This window comes from Acinetobacter sp. AOR43_HL, assembly GCF_027854635.1.
Lineage (GTDB): Bacteria > Pseudomonadota > Gammaproteobacteria > Pseudomonadales > Moraxellaceae > Acinetobacter > Acinetobacter pittii.
Genome location: NZ_JAKTHX010000007.1, coordinates 64495 through 83784 on the forward strand (window position 1 = coordinate 64495; position 19290 = coordinate 83784).

The window sequence follows — 19290 nt, forward strand, 5'->3', positions numbered from 1 at the left end:
AAATTAATAAATAACAAAAACATAAATTAAATCTTTAGTATATATTAGTTTTAATAACTCAATTTTAGTTCAAAAAAAATACACATAAAATTTATTATTTGCTGTTTTGCTTACTACAGAAAGATTACAATAATGGCTAATAAATAGATTAATCAACACAATCTTTCTAGGCATGTTATGACTTCAATGTCGAACAACACCCAAAAGCATTTTATTGTTGAGCAAATTCCACTCCCAACTTGGGTAAGTGATGAAAATGGCTTGATATTATATTGCAATATAGAGTGTACAGAATATTGGTTGGATACTTTTTCTCCATTGCCAGCGCAATGGCTAGATTTTATTTATCCTGCCGATTTAGATGAAGTCAAAAACAGATGGCTCGAAGCAATTCGCTTACAAAAAAGAATCGAATTAAAATGTCGACTTTTACGAGCTGGAAATCAATATAGATGGTGCAAACTATCGATTCAAGCATCTAAGTATCGCAGCTCCTCACAAACTAGCGAATGGTATGTTAGCTTTTTAGATATAGATCACGATATTCAAGAACAACAAAACTTGCAAAAGAACATTGAAATACAAAATCAGATGTTAGATATCAGTGTAGATTGCATTAAAGTTCTGAATGTAGACGGCACACTTTCTCATATGAACAAATCAGGATGCCTCGCTTTAGGTATACCTGTTGATGAAACAGAATTTGGAATGAAATGGCTCGAACTATTACCGCCGTACATTCGTAAACGTGGTCGAGTCGCTTTGAAAAAAGCTCTTCAAGGTAAAGTTGCTAGATTTGCAGGAATGAGCTGTTTACCAAATCAGGATCCTGAATATTGGGATAATATGCTTACCCCGATTCATCGGGAAAATGGTGAAATTGGACAAATTCTGTGTGTATCACGTAATGTTACTCAACAACATTTGGCAGAAAACCAGCTTAGGAATATGAGTGAAAGAGATGAACTGACCGGATTATATAATCGGCGTTCATTTAAATTTCAACTTAAGCGTACTCTCTCATATCCAAAAGACACTCAAACAAGTGTAGGGCTACTTTTAATTGACCTCGACCACTTTAAACACATTAATGATACTTTAGGGCATAGCGCAGGCGATCATCTATTAAAAGTTCTCTCTAAACGCTTTAGTCATTGTGTAGATGATGAAAAGTGCTTTGTCGCGCGGTTAGGCGGAGACGAATTTGCGGTTATTATTAATAACCTCAATTCTGAAAATGATGTCCGAGAGTTAGCAGCCATTTTACTTCAACAGTTAAATCAGCCGATTACCTATTTAGGTAATGTCTTAAATGGTGGGATGAGCATTGGGTGCGCAATTTACCCGCAAGATGCCGTAGACCAGTCAGGTTTGCTCAGTTGTGCCGATATGGCATTGCATGATCTAAAAGCCCGTGGTCGTGGTGGTATTCGCATGTATGATCCATGCATGATGCAAATGACCGAAACAGTCGCTTCTCAGCTTAATTTAGCTCGTCAGCTGATTCGCCATCATACCATCCAACCCTATTATCAACCTAAAGTAGACCTAAATACCCATCGTGTAGTGGGATTTGAAGCTTTATTAAGATGGCATACAACCTCAGCTCAAAAAGGCTACCCTGCACAAATTGCGGAAGCTTTTAAAGATTATAATTTAGCGAGTAAGATCGGTGAAACGATGCAACATCAAGTTTTAAGTGATATCGCTAAATGGATAACTCTTGGTATTACCCCTCTCCCTGTTTCACTAAATGCTGCACCAGTTGAGTTCTTAAGAGATAATTATGCTGAGAGACTTTTGAAAAAGATTAATCAATTTCAAATTCCGACGCACTATATTGAAGTGGAAGTCACCGAACACATGCTAGGCGATCGAGGCTCGGAATATGTGATCCGTGCACTTAATAAATTAAAACAGCATGGGGTACGTATTGCACTTGACGACTTTGGAACTGGTTTCTCATCGCTGACCCATATTCGCGATTACCCGATTGACAGTTTAAAAGTAGATTGCAGCTTTATCCAAAAGATGCAACATGACCCATCAATTTATGCGATTGTCCAAGCAATTGGTTTACTCGCTCCAAATTTATCACTCGGGCTTATCGCTGAAGGAATTGAAACTCCAGAACAAGAAGAGCTACTTCGACAATTTGGATATAGTATAGGCCAAGGGTTCTTGTTTGAATCTGCTATAGATGCTACTCAGGTTATTTCCATACTTAAACAAAATCAGCCTTACTTAGAAAGTCATTACAATCTTTGAAAATAAGATGTTTAATAAACCTTTTAGTTTTTATTCATACTAAAAATAAACAATAATTTTAAAAAAACTGTTCATAATATAAGCATAAAGATAATAATTTCGGTGTTCCCGCACCATACATTGTCACAAGACAATAAGGAGCAATATATGAGTTATCACCATATCTTGGTTCCAGTCGATGGTTCTCCTACTTCACTTATTGCCGTCAATCATGCAACAGCAATTGCTAAAGCCTTTGGCAGTAAAGTGACTCTAGTATATGCGCTTACTATAGATCCTTTCATTTCTGTAGAATTCATTGATAGTACAGAATTAGCACAGGATTATTTTAATAAAGCTAGAGCATCGATTCAGAGCATTTTAGACCAAGCTAAAGAACAATTTAGCCAACATGGAATTTCTGTTGAAACAAAAATTGTTGAGGGTCAAACAATCCACACAGAAATTATTAAAGCAGCTAATGAGCTAAAAGCAGATTTATTAGTGATTGGTTCGCATGGGCGAAAAGGGTTTAAAAAGTTCTTCTTAGGAAGTGTGACTCAAGCCCTTTTAGGAGAAATTCATTTACCGGTATTAGTCGTAACTGAATAGTTTTCTAAAGCTAAAAAACCGATCTTTAATAGATCGGTTTTTTAATGGCCTTGATTACTTAGCCTTATATGTAAACTTAATGAGAGATCCTGGATTTTCTAATGTATTTGTTACTGAGCCATCATCTTTTTGGACATTCCCGGCAGTATCAGTTAATACATATAAAACGTTCCCATCTGGACTTGCAATCACATCACGATAACGGTTGTTGCTCTTAAACATCGGTACAGCGTCATCATAAGTAGTGCTATAAGTTGGATCTAACTTAATACGGAAAATAACACCGCGTTTTAAAGATGGAACCAATAATGTATTTTCCCAACCAGTAATTGCTTTTTTTCCGCCCTTATAGACATAGGCAGATGACGGCGCAACTGTTGGCCAACAAATATAGGTCATCTCTCCACAAGTTGGATCGTTATAGTTGTAGGTATCTTGAACGGTATATAAAGTTTTTAATGGTGGGACAAAGTTTTTACCAGTCCATTCAGATTCTTTCGTCACAGGAACCCCTGCGGCTACTTTTACTCCATTCTGAGCTAAATCCTTAATTGACTTATTGGCTGCTGCTGAATAGTTTGCATAAGCATAGCCACTATCATCTTTATAACCTGCTACATTCGGCCAACCATAGTTGCCACCTTTGACAATGAGATTAATTTCATCGTCAGAGTTTGGGCCTTGTTCAGACTGCAACAATTTACCATTTGGAGTGAATACTAAGCCCTGCGGATTACGATGTCCGAGCGTATAAATATGGCTAACCACCCCATTAAAACTTGGATTATCCTTTGGAATACTTCCATCAAGATTTAAGCGTAGTACTTTACCCATATAGGTGTGATAGTCTTTGCCATTCAGTTCTTGTTGAGTTGGCGTATGTTGTGCTTGGTTTGGCAAGAACAAATAAGCAAGTTGATTACGCCCTTGGTCACCAATCGTATAATAAATCTTTTGATCTGGCCCAATGACAAGACGACCTGACTGATGGTCTTTTGATGAAGGCAATCCTGCTAATAAATCGACTGGCTTCTCGAGCGTATCTGTTGACTTGTTATAGGTATATCGACGAATAATCGTTTGATTCGGTAATTCTTTATCTGTAGATTTCGGATTTTTAAATGTACCTGAAATATAAATATAAGAATTATTTTTAAAATCTGGATGAAAAGCAAAGCCTAATAAACCGTTTTGACCATCAGCATCATTGACAATCTCTGGTACCTGAAAAACTGTTTTTACACTGCCCGACTCTGGATTCACTCTTAAAATCTTGCCTGTTGCTCGCTCAGTTAACCAAATTTGATTATCTGGTCCCCACAACAAAGCATGCGGCTTATTTAAATTAGACAGAATAACTTTTTTGTCAAAGTTTTCTGTTTTCGCTTTAGCGAATTGAGATGGAGTAAGAGGAACATCAGCAAATGCTGAATTGAGTGTAACTACCTGAGCGGCGCCTAATAAAGCAATTTTTGCCAGTAAATGTTTATTCATGTGTCCACCTTATAAATTGTCAAAATTTTCCGAGAATTTTTAAACCTTTAGCAACTGGTTTGTACGAGTTCTCTATATGATTTGTATTATGATGAATAACGAATCTATTAAAATCTAAATTTCTGAAAGGCTCTGTTGCATAAAAGTAGCTATTAAAACTGAATAAACTCTCTTTAAGATGAGCAACTTAACTATACGATTTATCTATTCTATTCATTTTATATCTGAAACTTTTTTGAAATGGCCATGAGTTAAATAAATATTTATTAACGAAGTAATTGATAGTTAAAAATTAATACTCAAAGAGACAATTCTAATTATAAAAATATACATCACTAAAGACTAAAAGTTAGAAGCTGTAATTGAGAGCTATTTTTACAACGAAGGTGTCTTATGTGTGCAAACTTTAAACCTATTAAGAAAATACATGCCAATCAATTAGAGTTATTTGAACCCACTTTTGAATATAAGATGGATATTTTCCCAAGTGATGATTGTCCACTTATTTTATCTCATCAAAATGAGCTTGAGTGGCGAAAAGCTAAATTTGGAATGCTTCCTCCTTATGCCAAAGAAATCGCATTCAAATATGCAACTTATAATGCCAGAACAGAGACAGTAGAACAAAAGCGCTCTTTTAAACATGCTTGGTTAAATGACCAGTTTGCGCTTATTCCTGTTGAAGCTATTTATGAACCTAAATATATCAATGGGAAAGCACATTGGTATGGTATTTTCCGTCAAGATGGGCAACCTTTTACCCTTGCTGCAATCTATGAAGAAACACTTATAGATGAACAGAAAGTTAGGTCAATGTCGCTATTAACAATTAATGCTGATCATCACCCTTTCATGAAAAAATTTCACAAACCTGATGATGAAAAACGTTCGGTTATTGTGATACCTGATAATCTTAGAAATGATTGGCTCAACTGTACTCATTCTGAAGCCAAAGATTTTTTCTTAGATATGCCTGCGAATGAATTTGCCTCAATGCCAAAAGCTGAAATGAAAAATTATGATTAAATCGGTTTAGTCGACTTAGGTTAGTCAGCCTTAAAAACTTATGCTATTCTTCGGGCACTTTTAAATGCCTCAAACTCTCTATACCTATGACACTTACGCCACCTTAAGTTTATTTACCCTTATCTATTGTAAATAACTCATCACTGTTTAGTGATGTGGTGTAGTCGCTTGTGTTGGTATATCACATCACTAGCCTTTCAAAATTTAGAACTTAGGCTATTTCTCATGTTATCGAATGTCCGAGAACAATGGTTCTCTAATGTCCGCGCAGATATTCTTTCCGGTCTTGTTGTGGGTCTTGCTTTAATTCCAGAAGCAATTGCATTTTCAATTATTGCGGGTGTAGACCCCAAAGTCGGTTTATATGCATCCTTTTGTATTGCCGTTATTATTTCTTTCGTAGGCGGTCGTCCCGCTATGATTTCGGCGGCTACAGGCGCAATGGCTTTGGTTATGACAACGCTTGTAAAGGATCATGGTCTTCAATACTTATTTGCAGCAACAGTATTAACTGGCGTTATACAGATTTTGGCCGGATATTTTAAACTTGCCAAACTCATGCGTTTTGTTTCCAAATCGGTGGTAATTGGATTTGTTAATGCCCTTGCCATACTCATCTTTATGGCTCAATTACCAGAATTGGTAAATGTGACGTGGCATGTCTACTTACTAGTAGCAATTGGTTTAGGAATTATTTACCTTTTCCCCTATATTCCAAAAATTGGAAAGTTCTTTCCCTCGCCCCTTATTTGTATTGTAGTAGTCACATTACTCGCTATTTTTTTAGGGTTTGATGTTCGAACTGTTGGTGATATGGGTTCATTACCAGATACGTTACCTATATTTCTAATTCCGGATATTCCTTTTAATTTAGAAACCCTCCTTATTATTCTTCCATATTCTTTAGCGCTGGCTGCAGTTGGCTTACTTGAATCAATGATGACGGCAACAATCGTTGATGAAATGACAGATACATCTAGTGATAAGTTTCAAGAATGTAAAGGTCAAGGCATTGCAAATATCGCTTCAGGTTTTATGGGAGGTATGGCGGGTTGTGCCATGATTGGTCAATCAATGATTAATGTAAAATCTGGTGGCCGTACACGTTTATCTACTTTCTGCGCGGGAATATTCTTACTTATTCTAGTTGTGTTTTTAAGTGATTGGTTAAAAGTAATCCCTATGGCTGCTCTGGTTGCTGTCATGATTATGGTGTCGATTAGTACTTTTGAGTGGAGCTGTCTGACTCAATTTAAAAATAATCCTAAAAGTAGTAATGCCGTTATGATCGCAACCGTTATTGTAGTAGTTGCTACCCATAACTTAGCGCTAGGTGTATTAACTGGCGTATTGCTTTCAGCACTTTTCTTAGCAAATAAACTAGAAAACGATATTCGTATTGAAACTTCATTCGAAGATCAAGCTCGTCTATACGAATTAAGAGGTCAAATATTTTTTAGTTCATCTGAAAAATTTATGCAAAGTTTTAACTTTAAAGAAGATGTTAAAGAAATCATTATTGATCTTACCCACTCACATATTTGGGATGTGACTTCAGTTGCCATGTTAGATTCAGTTGTGAATAAATTTCAAAAGAACGGTGCTAAGGTAACGGTTCGCGGTCTAAATGAAGCCAGCTCAATCATGATTGATAAATACGGTACTCATGCAAAAATCTAAAAAAGGTCCTTCGGGACCTTTTCTAATTTAAATAACTGCTTTTACTGAGGAGATTTATATAGCAACCGATTTGGGCTACCTGAAGGATTTTTTACAACATTACTACTTGCTTGATTTAAAAGATTGGTCGAGATTGTCTGAGGTGTTGCAGTGGGCGTACTTTGCAACATTTCAGCCACCACACCAGCCACATGTGGAGTAGCCATTGAAGTTCCATTTAAAACTTTAGTTGCTGTATTACTCCCAATCCAAGAAGAGTTTATCTGGCTTCCGGGCGCAAAAATATCAACACAACTTCCATAATTCGAATAACTCGCTCGAGTATCTGTATTATCTGTAGCAGCAACAGTAATTGCCTTACTTACTCTGGCAGGAGAAGAACTACATGCATCTGTATTCGAGTTTCCTGCAGCCACAACCATTACATAACCATTATTAAATAAGTTTTCTACTGCACTATCTAAAGATGTGTTTGCTTCACCACCTAAAGACATATTCACTACAGCTGGCTTTTTACCATTTTTCAATATCCAATCTAGCCCCGCAATCACATTACTCGAAGCACCAGATCCATCACATCCTAAAATTCGTATTGGTACTAAACTTACGTTCTTAGCAACCCCATAGGTACTACCACCAACTGTTCCTGCCACATGTGTACCATGACCATGACAGTCACTTGTACCATTTCCATCAGATATCGCGGTATAGCCACTTAATACCCGTCCAGAGAACTGTTGATGTGTAGACAATATTCCTGTATCAACAATATAAGCGGTTGTGCCTGAACCTGTTTGTAAGTACGAATAGGCTGAATCTAGAGGTAAGTTTCTTTGGTCAATACGATCTAGTCCCCAATCTGGGTTACTTTGCGTAGTCGCATCAATTTTCATGATTGTGTCATTTTCAACTGAAACGACTTTCGGATTTTTTTTCATTGCTTCAACAAAAGCAGTACCAGCAACATCGGGTAAATAAATTGCAAATCCCTTAAGTACAGCATCATAGGTCTGTAATACCTTCCCACCATGTTGTTTAGCAATACCTTGTGCAAACTCGTTAGAAGAACCCACATCCTTATTAAGAATAACAATATATTGATTTTTAATAATTCCTTTTGCTTCAGACGAACTTAGTACAGAATTTGTTGTAGCTGGTGCAGCATAGGTTAAATGGCTCAGCGCTATTGCTAAAAGAAAAGTCGAAACTTGGCAAAACTTCATAGAAAATCTCCATATTTTTTACTTTAGACATCATTGTTATGATCAGTACAGTCTTTATATTTAGGGATTAACATCTTTAGAAAGGAATTTTTATTATATTCTCCATATATTATGACCACGTCATATTTTCATAAAACTTGGACCTATACAATGCTATTATCTTTTTTCAATTAAAATTGAGAACCAATTCAAATAAACCAATAAATAAAATATTTTAGAATAAATAATTATCTTACTTTATTTATAATCTAGTTTAGGTAGGATGTATAATGTAAAAATATATAATCATTAAAAATAATATAAATGTAGAAATAATGAGATATGTTCCAGTTGTATTAAAGCTTTTTAAAAATTTCCAGATATCCATAAATAAAAATATAAAACAGTAAGTTATGAAAATTCTTGCAAATTATAATATAGCCTTCAACTAAAAGAGATTTACAATTTTTTAAACTATATGTGTTCAGTATCAAATATGTAAAGATATATTGCAAAAATATGTGATAATTAAGGAAATGTGCAGTCTTTTAAATGGTCATAATTAATAAATACCAAAATCAATATATTCTATAGTTTTTTAATTTTAGTTCTGGCAGCTCAACCTTACAACCAGCTAAATGATGCCTACAATTAACGCTATATTCGATAAAGCCATTTTTAATAAAGTAATTACAATATTCATTTATACTTATGATGGGATCAAATGTCGGTTTTTCCAAGTTACCATTAAAAATCCATTGGTTACCATTAGAGAAAGGATAATGTACAGGAATATAATGAAGATATCCGCAAGCAGGACACATATGTTTATACATGCCTCCTTCGAAATACTGTACTTTCATTAACACTCCTTTAAAAATAAAAAAGCCAACTCATAAGAGCAGACTAAACCATTTATTTACAGATTATATATATTATTAAATTATGTAATATAGCCTTCTCTCTTTTATTTTTCTGTTTTTAATTTATCTAACCTATATGACAAATTCATGAACTTCCGAGTGTAATCTCACACTTTGTTAGTTTGGTAAAATATATTTTATATAATCCATTAATTAAATGATAATTCCAATTAAATAATGAAAAACAAATTCTAATTTGTTTCTTATTTAGCAGAGGGCTATGTGATTAACTCACATTAATCATTAAATAGATATTATCGCCATATCCAAGAATAAAATTCGATTTATCTAATTGTTTTTAAAAATCAAATAAAAAAGTCCGCATCTTGGGAAGCTACGGACTTGAAACTCAACTAAACAACAGCTAAACATTTTGCCGCTTAGTGAGAAAGCACTATCTTTTTAATCTAATTAAGTTCTATAGTCAGGTCAATAAGGATACTTAATTTTTATAAAAATTAGGTTGAGTTGTGATTTATCTCACATTTCATCTTCTAATAAGTTTAATCTGTTTTTCTTTACTCAGTTACATTCTATTTCAAACACTTAAATTAATATCGAGTTAAAATAGTGTTCTAAAATAGAATAATGATTAACTTTAGGAATAAGCTTAAAAGAAACAAAATCCTGATCTTGCTCTCTTTTATTTTCAAAATAATTTTGGCTTTGCCATTTCAACTCGTCTAGCTCAAGTTCACCACATAAAATTGAACATGGAATAGTAATTCGTTTTGACTGGTGAACAGGACTATATTTCAAGATATCTTCGCTTGAAAGATTGAGAGCATGATTTAAATGGGTACTTTGTATAGGTTCCAGATCATAAATTCCACTCAACAAAACCATCTCAGATATGAGTGGATGGCCTAATGACAAAGCAGCCAGATGCGCCCCTGCCGAATGCCCAACCAAAACTACCTCATTAGTTTTCCAGTCTTGCTCTCGAATAAAATCGAGAGCTTGATTAATTTGAGAAGCAATATCTGAAATCTTGCTTTGTGGGGCCAGATCATATTCTAAAAGAACGCACTGGACTCCTTTTGCGAGAACATACGGTACGATGAATGCAAAATCTGATTTATCACACCATTGCCAATATCCACCATGAATAAAAATAACAGTCTTTTTGGCTTGCTCTAATGGGAAAAAATCTAAAGTTGACCGTGAGTGCGTACCATATTGGATATCTGCAATATGAGTAAATTTTTGATAGCTCAACAAGCTTGTTCTTTTAAATTCTGCCAATATTTCATGTTCATTCGCTACGGTTCTAGAATTATCATATGGTCGCATAGGTGTCTCACTTCAAAGATTCTTCATGACTATTTAAAGCAAGCTTGGCTGATGAACGTTTTAAATAATAGAAAAATGTAAGAACAACAACTAATGGGACTCCAAACTGTAAAGTTGACTTGAATTCATTGGTAAACCACGTTGTGATCGTAATACTTAAAATTGCGATTAATCCTAACAAGGAGATTAACTGACTCGCTGGAACCTTAAACTTTAACTGTTTGCCTTGTTGTGCCATATTCCTTCTAAAAAACATATGGGTAACAAAAATACTGCCCCACGTGAACAGTGCACCGAACATAGATAAAGCAATCATGATCGGGAATGCCGAGTTCGGATTAATGGTATAAACAATACTCGCAATACCAATACCGACCGCTGACAATAGCAACGCGTTAATTGGTACGCCATTATGACTAATACGACCAAATAGTTTTGGCGCATCTCCTGCTCGTGACAAGCTAAATAGCATACGTGTTGAGATATACAGCATACTATTCATAGCTGATAAGGCTGCGACAATTACAATAAAATTTAAAATACTGTCTGCATATGGAATCCCTACAATTTTCATCACCATCACAAAAGGACTGGTCGCTTCGGCTCCAATTAAAGTTGTCCAAGGAACGAGTGCCACAATAAGAAATAAAGACAGTAAATAAAATAGAATTAAACGAATTGCAGTACTTTTAAACGCTTTCTTAACGGCTCTTTCCGGATCTTTAGCCTCACCTGCTGCAACAGCGATCATTTCAATACTTAAATAACTAAATATTGAAATGATTACTCCAATCCAGACTCCACTAAAACCATGAGGAAAAAAGCCCCCATGATCAGTTAGATTAGAGACAACCTGAGCTGTTCCTCCATGACTTTGAGTCAGAATGCCAATTGCTAAAAGAATAAATACAATAATTGCAAAGACTTTTATTGTCGAAAACCAATATTCAACCAATCCAAAAGCTTTAACACTATATGCATTAACAACAAGTAAGGTTAGCGAGAAAAAGGCTATCCAGACCCAAGAACCTACATGAGGAAACCATAATTTCATATAGTCAGCAACTGCTGTAATTTCTGTACCGACCGCTAATACAATACATGCCCAATAACAATAACGGACTAAAAACCCAGCAAGCGGACTTATATAATGCTCAGCATATGCCCCAAATGAGCCTGACGTAGGGTGCTGGACAGTCATCTCAGCCAAACAAGCCATAATAGCAAATGCGATTAAGCCTCCAATGGCATAACTCACAATGACGGCTGGGCCAGCAAAGCTAATTGCGAACTTGCTTCCCATGAACAGCCCTGTACCAATCGCTCCACCAATTGCAATCATTCCCATCTGTTTTGCGGATAATTTTTTATGTAAACCCGCTTCTCGATTTTGTATTTCATCAAAACTGCTCATAGGCCCTCCTAGCCATTTTTCTGATATTGATCTCTAACGATCAGGTCACTTCACTGCGCACCAGATAACGCTCATTTTTCCATTCACTATTCAGCATAATTTGCTTAAGTTGTTGTACGGCATTCCAAATATCTTCAAATCCTAGATATAAAGGTGTAATTCCAAAACGTAATACTTCCGGCTCTCGATAATCCCCAATTACCCCACGCGCAATAAGCGCCTGAATAATTTCATAGCCAAACTCATGTCTGTAACTGACATGACTGCCACGATATTTATGGTTTAAAGGGGTAATGAGTTCAAAGCCAAACTGAGCACATTCTTGTTGAATAAGTTGAATAAACAAATCAGTTAATTTGAGTGATTTCTCGCGTATTTGTTGCATATCAGCTTGTAAGAAAATATCGATACCACATTCAATTAGGCTCATAGAAATGATGGGTTGAGTTCCGCACAAGTAACGACGGATACTGTTAGCTGGTTCATAGTTCTGAGCCATATCAAAAGGTTTCTTGTGGCTCCACCAGCCTGAGAGAGGTTGCCAAAATTGATCACGATGCTTTCGATTTACCCATAACAACGCTGGAGAACCTGGGCCACCATTTAAATATTTATAAGTACAACCAATCGCAAAATCACTATTGCTCTGATTAAGATCCATAGGCACTGCACCAACCGAGTGACATAAATCCCAAATAATCAAAGCATCTTTAGCGTGAATTTGTTGATTAATAGACTCCATATCATAGAAATATCCAGTCCGATAATTCACATGAGAAAGAACAACAACCGCCACATCTTTTGCTAAAACACGAGATAAATCATCGGTGCCATCAATCAATTCAACTTGATAACCCTGATGAATCAAATCGATAAAGCCTTCAATAATATAAATATCGGTTGGAAAGGCATCTTTTTCTGCAACAATAATTTTACGTTCCGGAAATTTTTCAGCTTGAATTTTTACCGCTGCTGATAAAACTTTGAATAGATTTAGGGTCGTTGAGTCTGAAATAACCACTTCACCTTTTTCAGCACCGATAAGCTGCGCGACTTTATCTCCGAGTCTAGTCGGTAGTCCCCACCAATCGGCTTTATTCCAACTATTAATGAGGTCCTCACCCCACTCTTTTGCAATAATATGCTGAGCAACCTCTAATGATTTTTTTGGTCTTGCGCCTAAAGAATTCCCGTCTAAATAAATGATATTTTCTGGCAGTGCAAATTCATCTTTAAACTTTTTGAGTTCATCTTCCTGATCCCAATAGCAGCATTGTTCGTGAGTAATCATTTGTTATTTCACCTATTTTCAACATTTCCTTTGTATTTGAATTTTATCACGCCAATTCTTTCGATTTATTCGATAATATTTGATTAAAATTTGCTATTTTCGTATAAAATTCGAATTAAAATTAAAAAACATGGATGAAATTCGAAAATGAATGTAGATGCAATTGATCTTAAAATTTTAAAACATTTACAAGATAACGCTCGGTTAAGTAACCAAGAACTGGCCGATCTCGTTAACCTTTCGGCTTCAGCTTGTCATCGGCGAGTTAAAATTTTAGAAAGCAATGGTGTAATTGAAAAATATCAAGCGAAAGTTAATTATGAAAAACTAGGTATAAAAATTGAGGCAATTGTCGAAATAAAGCTTGCCCAACTCACAGAAAATGATCACAACTTCTTTTTAAGTCAGATCAAAAAATTTGATGAAGTCATTAATGCATATATTATTACTGGCGAATCTAATTATGTTTTACACGTTGCGACCAAAGATTTGAGCTCTTTTTCTCATTTCGTCATTAATACCTTAAATAAAATAAAAGGTGTAGTGAGCATCAATTCCAAGATCATTTTACAGAAGATTGTGCAAAAGCCACTTTGACCCATCATTTTTAATTATAGAGCCATCTCATGATCGAAACTCAGCGTTTAATTTTAAGACAGTGGAAAGAAAGTGATGTTGAGCCTTTTATAACAATGGGCTTAGATCAACATGTTATGCAATTTTTCCCAAATCTATTAACACCCCAAGAAAGCCTTAATTTAATTCAAAAAATTTCATCTCTCATTAATAAAAATGGTTGGGGCTTCTGGGCAGTAGAATTAAAAGAAACCCATCAATTTATCGGGTTTATTGGTTTACATAGCCAACCTGAACAATTTGACTTTTCTCCTTGTGTGGAAATTGGGTGGCGACTTGCAAAAGACTTCTGGAAACAAGGTTATGCAACTGAAGGAGCAAAAGCGGCTTTAGACTATGGTTTTAATATACTGAATTTAAATAAGATCGTTTCATTTACCGCTAACATAAATACACCCTCTCAAGCCGTCATGGAAAGACTTGGAATGCAGAAAGTTAAAAACTTTGATCATCCCAAGGTTCCTCTCCATCACCACCTAAAAGCACATGTATTATATGAAATTACGAGCTCTTCATTTAATTTTTGATTAAAGTCAAAATTTTAAATTATTAATAAAAATTTTCTTAATCATCGAAATCATAACCAACAGATGTAGAGTATTCCCAATACTCATGGATTTTACTTGCGATATCATCTTTTCCCATTGTAGTGAGTACATAAAAGAGTTTAGCCTCTTTATTTTTTCTTAGTATTAAGAGGTTGTAGTAATCATACTCAGGCCCATTAAGACCTAATGTTGGCTGTGATTCACAGTGCTTTTCTGCTTTGTAATGCCATTCAAGCTTATAAGTATCAAGGCCATCAGCAGCATTGATTACAATACCGTCATTGGCTCCGCCAATAAATCCAATTTTCATTGCTTTCTCTAAATTCTTATTAGGGTTAATTTTAAATATAACTTTAAACAAGTATCCTTCAATTTATAAAATGTATGTCAATACGTATCCTATGTAAGCAAAATTAACCATAAATATAGATGGCTTTTAAGATTTCTTAATTGCAAAACTTTGACTACCTATTTTTACTTTAAACACAGAAAAAGTTTTCTATTAAAAAGCATTTATTATTGTTTTTTGTTTTTCAAAATTACACGCTATAATTTTCAAATCATTTATCCTCCCTACCCATCACATTAATCAAAACACCTTTTGAAAGAATTAATGGGTGGAGTTTTAAATTAATTTTATATCTCGAAGTTTCTTTAATTAATGATTTTAAAAAGGATATATGGTAGATGTGTCTTAAAAATTTTGCTTTAAATGATTTTGGAGATATTTAGATATGTCTAAAATCGTAATGTTTGACATGGATGGTACGCTATTAGATCTCGCTTTTGATGATTTCATCTGGAATGAATGTCTTCCTAAGCGACATGCAGAGATACATCAACTTCCACTCGACCAAAGCCAAAAAACACTATATCAGTTTTATCAATCACATAGACATACGCTTGTTTGGTATTCATCAGCTTATTGGACCAAAACTGTAGGCATTGATGTACTCAAATTACAGCAAGAATTTCAGACAAAAATTCAAGCTCGGTCTGGTTGTATTGAGCTTCTACAGGAACTGAAAAAGCAAGGATATAGTTGTTGGTTAGTTACAAATGCCGATCGTGCAAGCTTACGGTTAAAGCTCGATAATGTTGCAATTGAACACTTCTTTGACGTAACCGTATCGAGTGAACAAATTGGTTATGCAAAAGAAGATATTCATTTTTGGCAAGAGCTCCAAAAATTACACCATTTCGACCCAGAAGCAACCATTTTTATTGATGATACAGCTCCTGTACTAAAAACAGCTGAAAAATTTGGTATCAAGCACTTGTTTACTATCTTGCAGCCCTCAAGTCTAAAGGATGTAAGAAAGCATGAAGATTTAGAATATAAAGCACTAGATCGACTTACAGAATTGCTGTCTATATTGAATCAAATTGATAGAAAGGATAATGATGTCAAAATCGCTTGAAAACGATGCTGTAGAGACCATGCGTATCGACAAATGGCTATGGGCTGCTCGTTTTTTTAAAACTCGTTCAATTGCTAAAGCAGCAATCGAAGGAGGTAAAGTACATCACAATAATGAGCGTGTAAAAGTTTCCAAAGAAATTCGTGTTGGAATGGAACTGATTATTCAACAAGGTTTTGATAAAAAAACCGTTGTCGTAAAAGCGCTTTCGAATACACGTGGTCCAGCACCAGTTGCCCAGCAACTTTATGAAGAAACAGAAGTAAGTATTGCTAGACGGGAGTTGATTGCATCCCAACGAAAATTGCATAATCTTGCTCGACCTGATCATAGACCGAGTAAAAAGGATCGTAGACAGATTAATCGGTTTAAACAGGACAATGATCAACACTGGTCGTATGGTGATGAATAAAAACGTCGAGTTGTGTCGCACACACACAGACAACACATAGAAGCTATAGAAAAAATCTGTCACTATTAGCCCTGTGAAACAAGTTGAGATTCAATGCATCCACTTGGGTTAAACGTGATGAACTTAGAGTATTGAGGTTTTTGAGATGGATGAGAATAAAAGCAAAGCATTACAAGCCGCGCTAAGTCAAATTGAGAAACAATTTGGCAAAAATACGGTGATGCGTCTCGGTGACAACACTGTTCAAGCAGTTGAAGCTGTATCTACAGGTTCTTTGACTTTAGATATTGCATTGGGGATTGGCGGTTTACCGAAAGGTCGTATCGTTGAGATTTATGGTCCAGAATCTTCTGGTAAAACCACAATGACTCTCCAAGCGATTGCACAATGTCAAAAAGCTGGTGGTACTTGTGCATTTATCGATGCAGAACACGCATTAGATCCACAATATGCACGTAAGCTGGGCGTGGACATTGATAATCTACTTGTATCGCAACCAGATAACGGTGAACAAGCACTCGAGATTGCAGACATGCTAGTTCGTTCTGGTGCAATTGATTTAATAGTTGTCGACTCAGTTGCTGCTCTTACTCCTAAAGCAGAAATTGAAGGCGAAATGGGTGACTCTCACATGGGCTTACAAGCTCGCTTAATGAGTCAGGCATTACGTAAAATTACGGGTAACGCTAAACGCTCGAACTGTATGGTTATTTTCATTAACCAGATCCGTATGAAAATTGGTGTAATGTTTGGTAGCCCTGAGACTACGACTGGTGGTAACGCATTGAAGTTCTATGCTTCTGTACGTTTAGATATCCGCCGTATTGGTCAAGTCAAAGAAGGTGATGAAATCATCGGCTCTGAAACTCGAGTTAAAGTTGTTAAAAACAAAATGGCTCCTCCTTTCAAAGAAGCTATTTTCCAAATCCTATATGGTAAAGGTACAAACCAGCTTGGCGAACTTGTAGATTTAGCTGTACAACAAGATATCGTGCAAAAAGCAGGTGCTTGGTATTCGTATCAAGGCAATAAAATTGGTCAAGGTAAAAACAACGTTATCCGCCACTTTGAAGAGAACCCTCAAATGGCTGGAGAAATTGAAAAGATTATCCGTGAACAACTGCTAACTACGGGTACTAATGGTGCTGTACAAGTGGAAGATGAAGAAGAAGATCTTCTATTAGAGTCTTAATTACCGCTTATAAGTCTTAAAACGCCCTTCGGGGCGTTTTTTACAAGGAAATATTAAATATGTTCAAAAGAACACAAGAACAGCCCCAGCAACGCGCTTTGCTAACAGGGCAACGTTTGCGCTCATATGCTTTTGCATTATTGACTCGTCGAGATTATTCGAAAGCAGAACTGATCGAGAAATTGAATCGTTACGCACAAAACCCTGAAGAGGTTAAGCAACTTGTTGAAGAGTTATCTGAGCAAAATTATCAAAGTGACCAACGCGTTGCAGAACTAACATTAGCTAGCCAAATTCGTAAAGGTAAAGGGCCAAAACGTATTAAACAAGCTTTAAAAACTAAACAAATCGAAAATGATTTAATTGCAGATGAAATTCATAATATTGATTGGGTGGAACAGGCTTATCAACTTAAAGTGAAAAAGTTTGGTGAAGAAGTAGAAAAAGATCCTAAACTTAAAGCAAAACAGATGAGGTTTTTACAATATAGAGGATTTGATTTAGATGTAATTATGAAGGCAATCCAACGAAGATCGGATTAGAAGATGGTGGTAACCCCACTAGCAAAACTTCGGCACATCATAGATCTGCTACCGTTGCTACCTTCCGGTCCTGGCGGGGTTCACAGAGTACAATTGCGAAGCCACCAGCGGGGCTACCATTGCAAAACAGAGTATAGAGATTTTTAAAAGAGTTGCAAGCCTTCTTCTCAATTTTAAGCAAGTTTATGTTTCAATTGATTAATTCATCGTCAAAAACATATAAATTCCTAGAATCTCTTATCTTATATTCTTTCTTGATACTTATTTTGAATAAAATATGCTTGAAGATTGTAAACTATTCTTGCATTTATATTGTTAGCTGTTTTAATTGCAATGATCAATTAAAACCTTAGATAGCTAATGTGAATAGTTTACATATTCCCTTCTCAAGTTAGCTTTTACATAAAATTATGGACCTATACTCATGCGATTAATGAAGCATTCTTTATTATTTATTGCCTTAATGAGCACTACTTCTCTCTATGCCAATATTCCAATTGAATCGCGCGGTTTAAGTCAAAGTGGTGGTAGTTCAACTAACACTTCATCGAATAACGCTTCAGTCCCTAGTAATTTAAATTGGGAATTGATGCAAAAAAGCCAACAATTAGAAAATGATATACGCACCTTACGCGGACAGTTAGAAGAACAATCGAATGATATTGAACAACTGAAAAAAGATTTATCTAATCGCTATACTGATTTAGACCAGCGTTTGGAATTACTAAATCAAAAAGTAGATCCAGAAAGTGCAGCACCAGACAATACAGCAAATAGTGATGCTACAGCTACCGGAAGCTCAGAAGCTCCTCCTACCGACAATAAAGCAGCTAGTACTACTACAACTGCTGCAAGTCAAGTTACTTCCCCCTCACAAACGCAAGTAACACAACCAGCTTCATCGCCTGCTACGCAAAATCAATCGAACCCTGTAGAACTTGAAAAAGCAGCTTATACTGTCGCTTTAGATGCCTACAAACAAGGTGGAGCGAAAAAAGCGATTGCTCCAATGCAAAACTTTATCAAAAATCATCCTAATAGCGTTTATACAGGGAATGCCTATTTTTGGTTAGCTGAGTTTAATTTAGCAACTGATCCAGTAAATTATAATGAAGCTAAAAAGAACTATAATGTAGTCGCTACGCAATACCCAAATTCTAGTAAAGCTCCTCGCGCGCTTTATCAACTCTACAGTATTGCCAAAGATGTTGATAAAAACACTATATCAGCAAACCAATATAAAGCTAAAATTTTAAGTCAGTATCCAAAATCTGAAGAAGCCAAATTTTTTAACAAATAAAAGTTTTTAAGAAAAAAAGACACCGCAGATTGCGGTGTCTTTTTTTGAATATCTCGG

18 protein-coding genes and 1 other RNA gene are annotated in these 19290 nt (G+C 35.6%); 11 read left to right on the forward strand and 8 right to left on the reverse strand.

Annotated features, from left to right (window positions below):
* The first annotated feature begins 177 nt into the window (after positions 1-177).
* Positions 178-2268 (forward strand): putative bifunctional diguanylate cyclase/phosphodiesterase, encoded by a 2091-nt coding sequence (locus tag MKL33_RS02795; protein ID WP_270906418.1) that lies wholly within the window; start codon positions 178-180, stop codon positions 2266-2268.
* Positions 2269-2415: 147 nt separating this feature from the next.
* Entirely contained in the window at positions 2416-2859 is a 444-nt protein-coding gene (locus tag MKL33_RS02800) for a universal stress protein (RefSeq protein ID WP_002120966.1), read from the forward strand.
* Between the two features lie 54 nt (positions 2860-2913).
* On the opposite strand, the gene MKL33_RS02805 is transcribed toward MKL33_RS02800, so the two are convergent.
* Complete coding sequence (locus MKL33_RS02805) at positions 2914-4353, reverse strand: glucose/sorbosone family PQQ-dependent dehydrogenase (protein WP_032036379.1); 1440 nt, start codon at positions 4351-4353, stop codon at positions 2914-2916.
* Positions 4354-4746: 393 nt separating this feature from the next.
* On the opposite strand from MKL33_RS02805, the gene MKL33_RS02810 reads away from it, so the two are divergent.
* Both MKL33_RS02810 and MKL33_RS02815 read left to right on the forward strand, forming a co-directional pair.
* Entirely contained in the window at positions 4747-5379 is a 633-nt protein-coding gene (locus MKL33_RS02810; protein ID WP_161282304.1) for an SOS response-associated peptidase family protein, read from the forward strand.
* Between the two features lie 225 nt (positions 5380-5604).
* Positions 5605-7059: a SulP family inorganic anion transporter gene (locus tag MKL33_RS02815; protein ID WP_161282305.1), complete on the forward strand. Its 1455-nt coding sequence runs from the start codon at positions 5605-5607 to the stop codon at positions 7057-7059.
* Positions 7060-7100: 41 nt separating this feature from the next.
* Here the strand turns inward: MKL33_RS02815 and MKL33_RS02820 are convergent, their stop codons facing one another.
* From MKL33_RS02820 to kynU, 5 genes are all read right to left on the reverse strand, one after another.
* A complete protein-coding gene (locus MKL33_RS02820; RefSeq protein WP_161282306.1) occupies positions 7101-8282 on the reverse strand; it encodes a S8 family peptidase in 1182 nt (393 codons plus the stop codon).
* Between the two features lie 557 nt (positions 8283-8839).
* Positions 8840-9124: a DUF6527 family protein gene (locus tag MKL33_RS02825; protein WP_068531289.1), complete on the reverse strand. Its 285-nt coding sequence runs from the start codon at positions 9122-9124 to the stop codon at positions 8840-8842.
* A 606-nt stretch (positions 9125-9730) separates the two neighbouring features.
* Entirely contained in the window at positions 9731-10477 is a 747-nt protein-coding gene (locus MKL33_RS02830; RefSeq protein WP_270906419.1) for an alpha/beta hydrolase, read from the reverse strand.
* A gap of 7 nt (positions 10478-10484) precedes the next feature.
* Entirely contained in the window at positions 10485-11891 is a 1407-nt protein-coding gene (locus tag MKL33_RS02835; RefSeq protein ID WP_270906420.1) for an amino acid permease, read from the reverse strand.
* A 40-nt stretch (positions 11892-11931) separates the two neighbouring features.
* Entirely contained in the window at positions 11932-13182 is a 1251-nt protein-coding gene (kynU, locus tag MKL33_RS02840; protein ID WP_270906421.1) for a kynureninase, read from the reverse strand.
* A gap of 147 nt (positions 13183-13329) precedes the next feature.
* Between kynU and gigD the strand changes: the two genes are divergently transcribed.
* A complete protein-coding gene (gigD, locus tag MKL33_RS02845; protein WP_247145224.1) occupies positions 13330-13779 on the forward strand; it encodes an Lrp/AsnC family transcriptional regulator GigD in 450 nt (149 codons plus the stop codon).
* 29 nt (positions 13780-13808) lie between these two features.
* The gene (locus MKL33_RS02850; protein WP_270906422.1) at positions 13809-14345 is read left to right on the forward strand and encodes a GNAT family N-acetyltransferase; all 537 of its coding nucleotides are present in this window, start codon (positions 13809-13811) and stop codon (positions 14343-14345) included.
* A gap of 37 nt (positions 14346-14382) precedes the next feature.
* Here MKL33_RS02850 and MKL33_RS02855 read toward each other — a convergent pair whose 3' ends face one another.
* Entirely contained in the window at positions 14383-14676 is a 294-nt protein-coding gene (locus MKL33_RS02855) for a hypothetical protein (protein WP_044102185.1), read from the reverse strand.
* Positions 14677-15100: 424 nt separating this feature from the next.
* On the opposite strand from MKL33_RS02855, the gene MKL33_RS02860 reads away from it, so the two are divergent.
* From MKL33_RS02860 to MKL33_RS02875, 4 genes are all read left to right on the forward strand, one after another.
* Entirely contained in the window at positions 15101-15787 is a 687-nt protein-coding gene (locus MKL33_RS02860; RefSeq protein WP_069036933.1) for an HAD-IA family hydrolase, read from the forward strand.
* The gene (locus tag MKL33_RS02865) at positions 15771-16199 is read left to right on the forward strand and encodes an RNA-binding S4 domain-containing protein (protein WP_005068915.1); all 429 of its coding nucleotides are present in this window, start codon (positions 15771-15773) and stop codon (positions 16197-16199) included. Before MKL33_RS02860 ends, MKL33_RS02865 begins: the two co-directional genes overlap by 17 nt.
* Before the next feature lie 145 nt (positions 16200-16344).
* On the forward strand, positions 16345-17391 hold the full coding sequence (gene recA / locus MKL33_RS02870) for a recombinase RecA (protein ID WP_002115680.1): 1047 nt from the start codon (positions 16345-16347) through the stop codon (positions 17389-17391).
* 59 nt (positions 17392-17450) lie between these two features.
* A complete protein-coding gene (locus MKL33_RS02875; protein ID WP_069036932.1) occupies positions 17451-17933 on the forward strand; it encodes a regulatory protein RecX in 483 nt (160 codons plus the stop codon).
* Positions 17934-17946: 13 nt separating this feature from the next.
* On the opposite strand, the gene ffs is transcribed toward MKL33_RS02875, so the two are convergent.
* Positions 17947-18043: signal recognition particle sRNA small type (gene ffs, locus MKL33_RS02880), an RNA gene on the reverse strand.
* 314 nt (positions 18044-18357) lie between these two features.
* Between ffs and MKL33_RS02885 the strand changes: the two genes are divergently transcribed.
* On the forward strand, positions 18358-19233 hold the full coding sequence (locus MKL33_RS02885; protein WP_161282308.1) for a YbgF trimerization domain-containing protein: 876 nt from the start codon (positions 18358-18360) through the stop codon (positions 19231-19233).
* The last annotated feature ends 57 nt before the right edge of the window (positions 19234-19290 follow it).

Excerpts from the sequence above, each read along its gene's own strand:
- gigD (WP_247145224.1), top strand. The coding sequence starts at position 13,330 with ATGAATGTAGATGCAATTGATCTTAAAATTTTAAAACATTTACAAGAT.
- MKL33_RS02830 (WP_270906419.1), bottom strand. The coding sequence starts at position 10,477 with ATGCGACCATATGATAATTCTAGAACCGTAGCGAATGAACATGAAATA.
- MKL33_RS02850 (WP_270906422.1), top strand. The coding sequence starts at position 13,809 with ATGATCGAAACTCAGCGTTTAATTTTAAGACAGTGGAAAGAAAGTGAT.
- MKL33_RS02800 (WP_002120966.1), top strand. The coding sequence starts at position 2,416 with ATGAGTTATCACCATATCTTGGTTCCAGTCGATGGTTCTCCTACTTCA.
- MKL33_RS02825 (WP_068531289.1), bottom strand. The coding sequence starts at position 9,124 with ATGAAAGTACAGTATTTCGAAGGAGGCATGTATAAACATATGTGTCCT.
- MKL33_RS02865 (WP_005068915.1), top strand. The coding sequence starts at position 15,771 with ATGTCAAAATCGCTTGAAAACGATGCTGTAGAGACCATGCGTATCGAC.
- MKL33_RS02810 (WP_161282304.1), top strand. The coding sequence starts at position 4,747 with ATGTGTGCAAACTTTAAACCTATTAAGAAAATACATGCCAATCAATTA.
- kynU (WP_270906421.1), bottom strand. The coding sequence starts at position 13,182 with ATGATTACTCACGAACAATGCTGCTATTGGGATCAGGAAGATGAACTC.
- MKL33_RS02820 (WP_161282306.1), bottom strand. The coding sequence starts at position 8,282 with ATGAAGTTTTGCCAAGTTTCGACTTTTCTTTTAGCAATAGCGCTGAGC.
- MKL33_RS02815 (WP_161282305.1), top strand. The coding sequence starts at position 5,605 with ATGTTATCGAATGTCCGAGAACAATGGTTCTCTAATGTCCGCGCAGAT.
- recA (WP_002115680.1), top strand. The coding sequence starts at position 16,345 with ATGGATGAGAATAAAAGCAAAGCATTACAAGCCGCGCTAAGTCAAATT.
- MKL33_RS02885 (WP_161282308.1), top strand. The coding sequence starts at position 18,358 with ATGCGATTAATGAAGCATTCTTTATTATTTATTGCCTTAATGAGCACT.
- MKL33_RS02855 (WP_044102185.1), bottom strand. The coding sequence starts at position 14,676 with ATGAAAATTGGATTTATTGGCGGAGCCAATGACGGTATTGTAATCAAT.
- MKL33_RS02860 (WP_069036933.1), top strand. The coding sequence starts at position 15,101 with ATGTCTAAAATCGTAATGTTTGACATGGATGGTACGCTATTAGATCTC.
- MKL33_RS02805 (WP_032036379.1), bottom strand. The coding sequence starts at position 4,353 with ATGAATAAACATTTACTGGCAAAAATTGCTTTATTAGGCGCCGCTCAG.
- MKL33_RS02835 (WP_270906420.1), bottom strand. The coding sequence starts at position 11,891 with ATGAGCAGTTTTGATGAAATACAAAATCGAGAAGCGGGTTTACATAAA.
- MKL33_RS02875 (WP_069036932.1), top strand. The coding sequence starts at position 17,451 with ATGTTCAAAAGAACACAAGAACAGCCCCAGCAACGCGCTTTGCTAACA.
- MKL33_RS02795 (WP_270906418.1), top strand. The coding sequence starts at position 178 with ATGACTTCAATGTCGAACAACACCCAAAAGCATTTTATTGTTGAGCAA.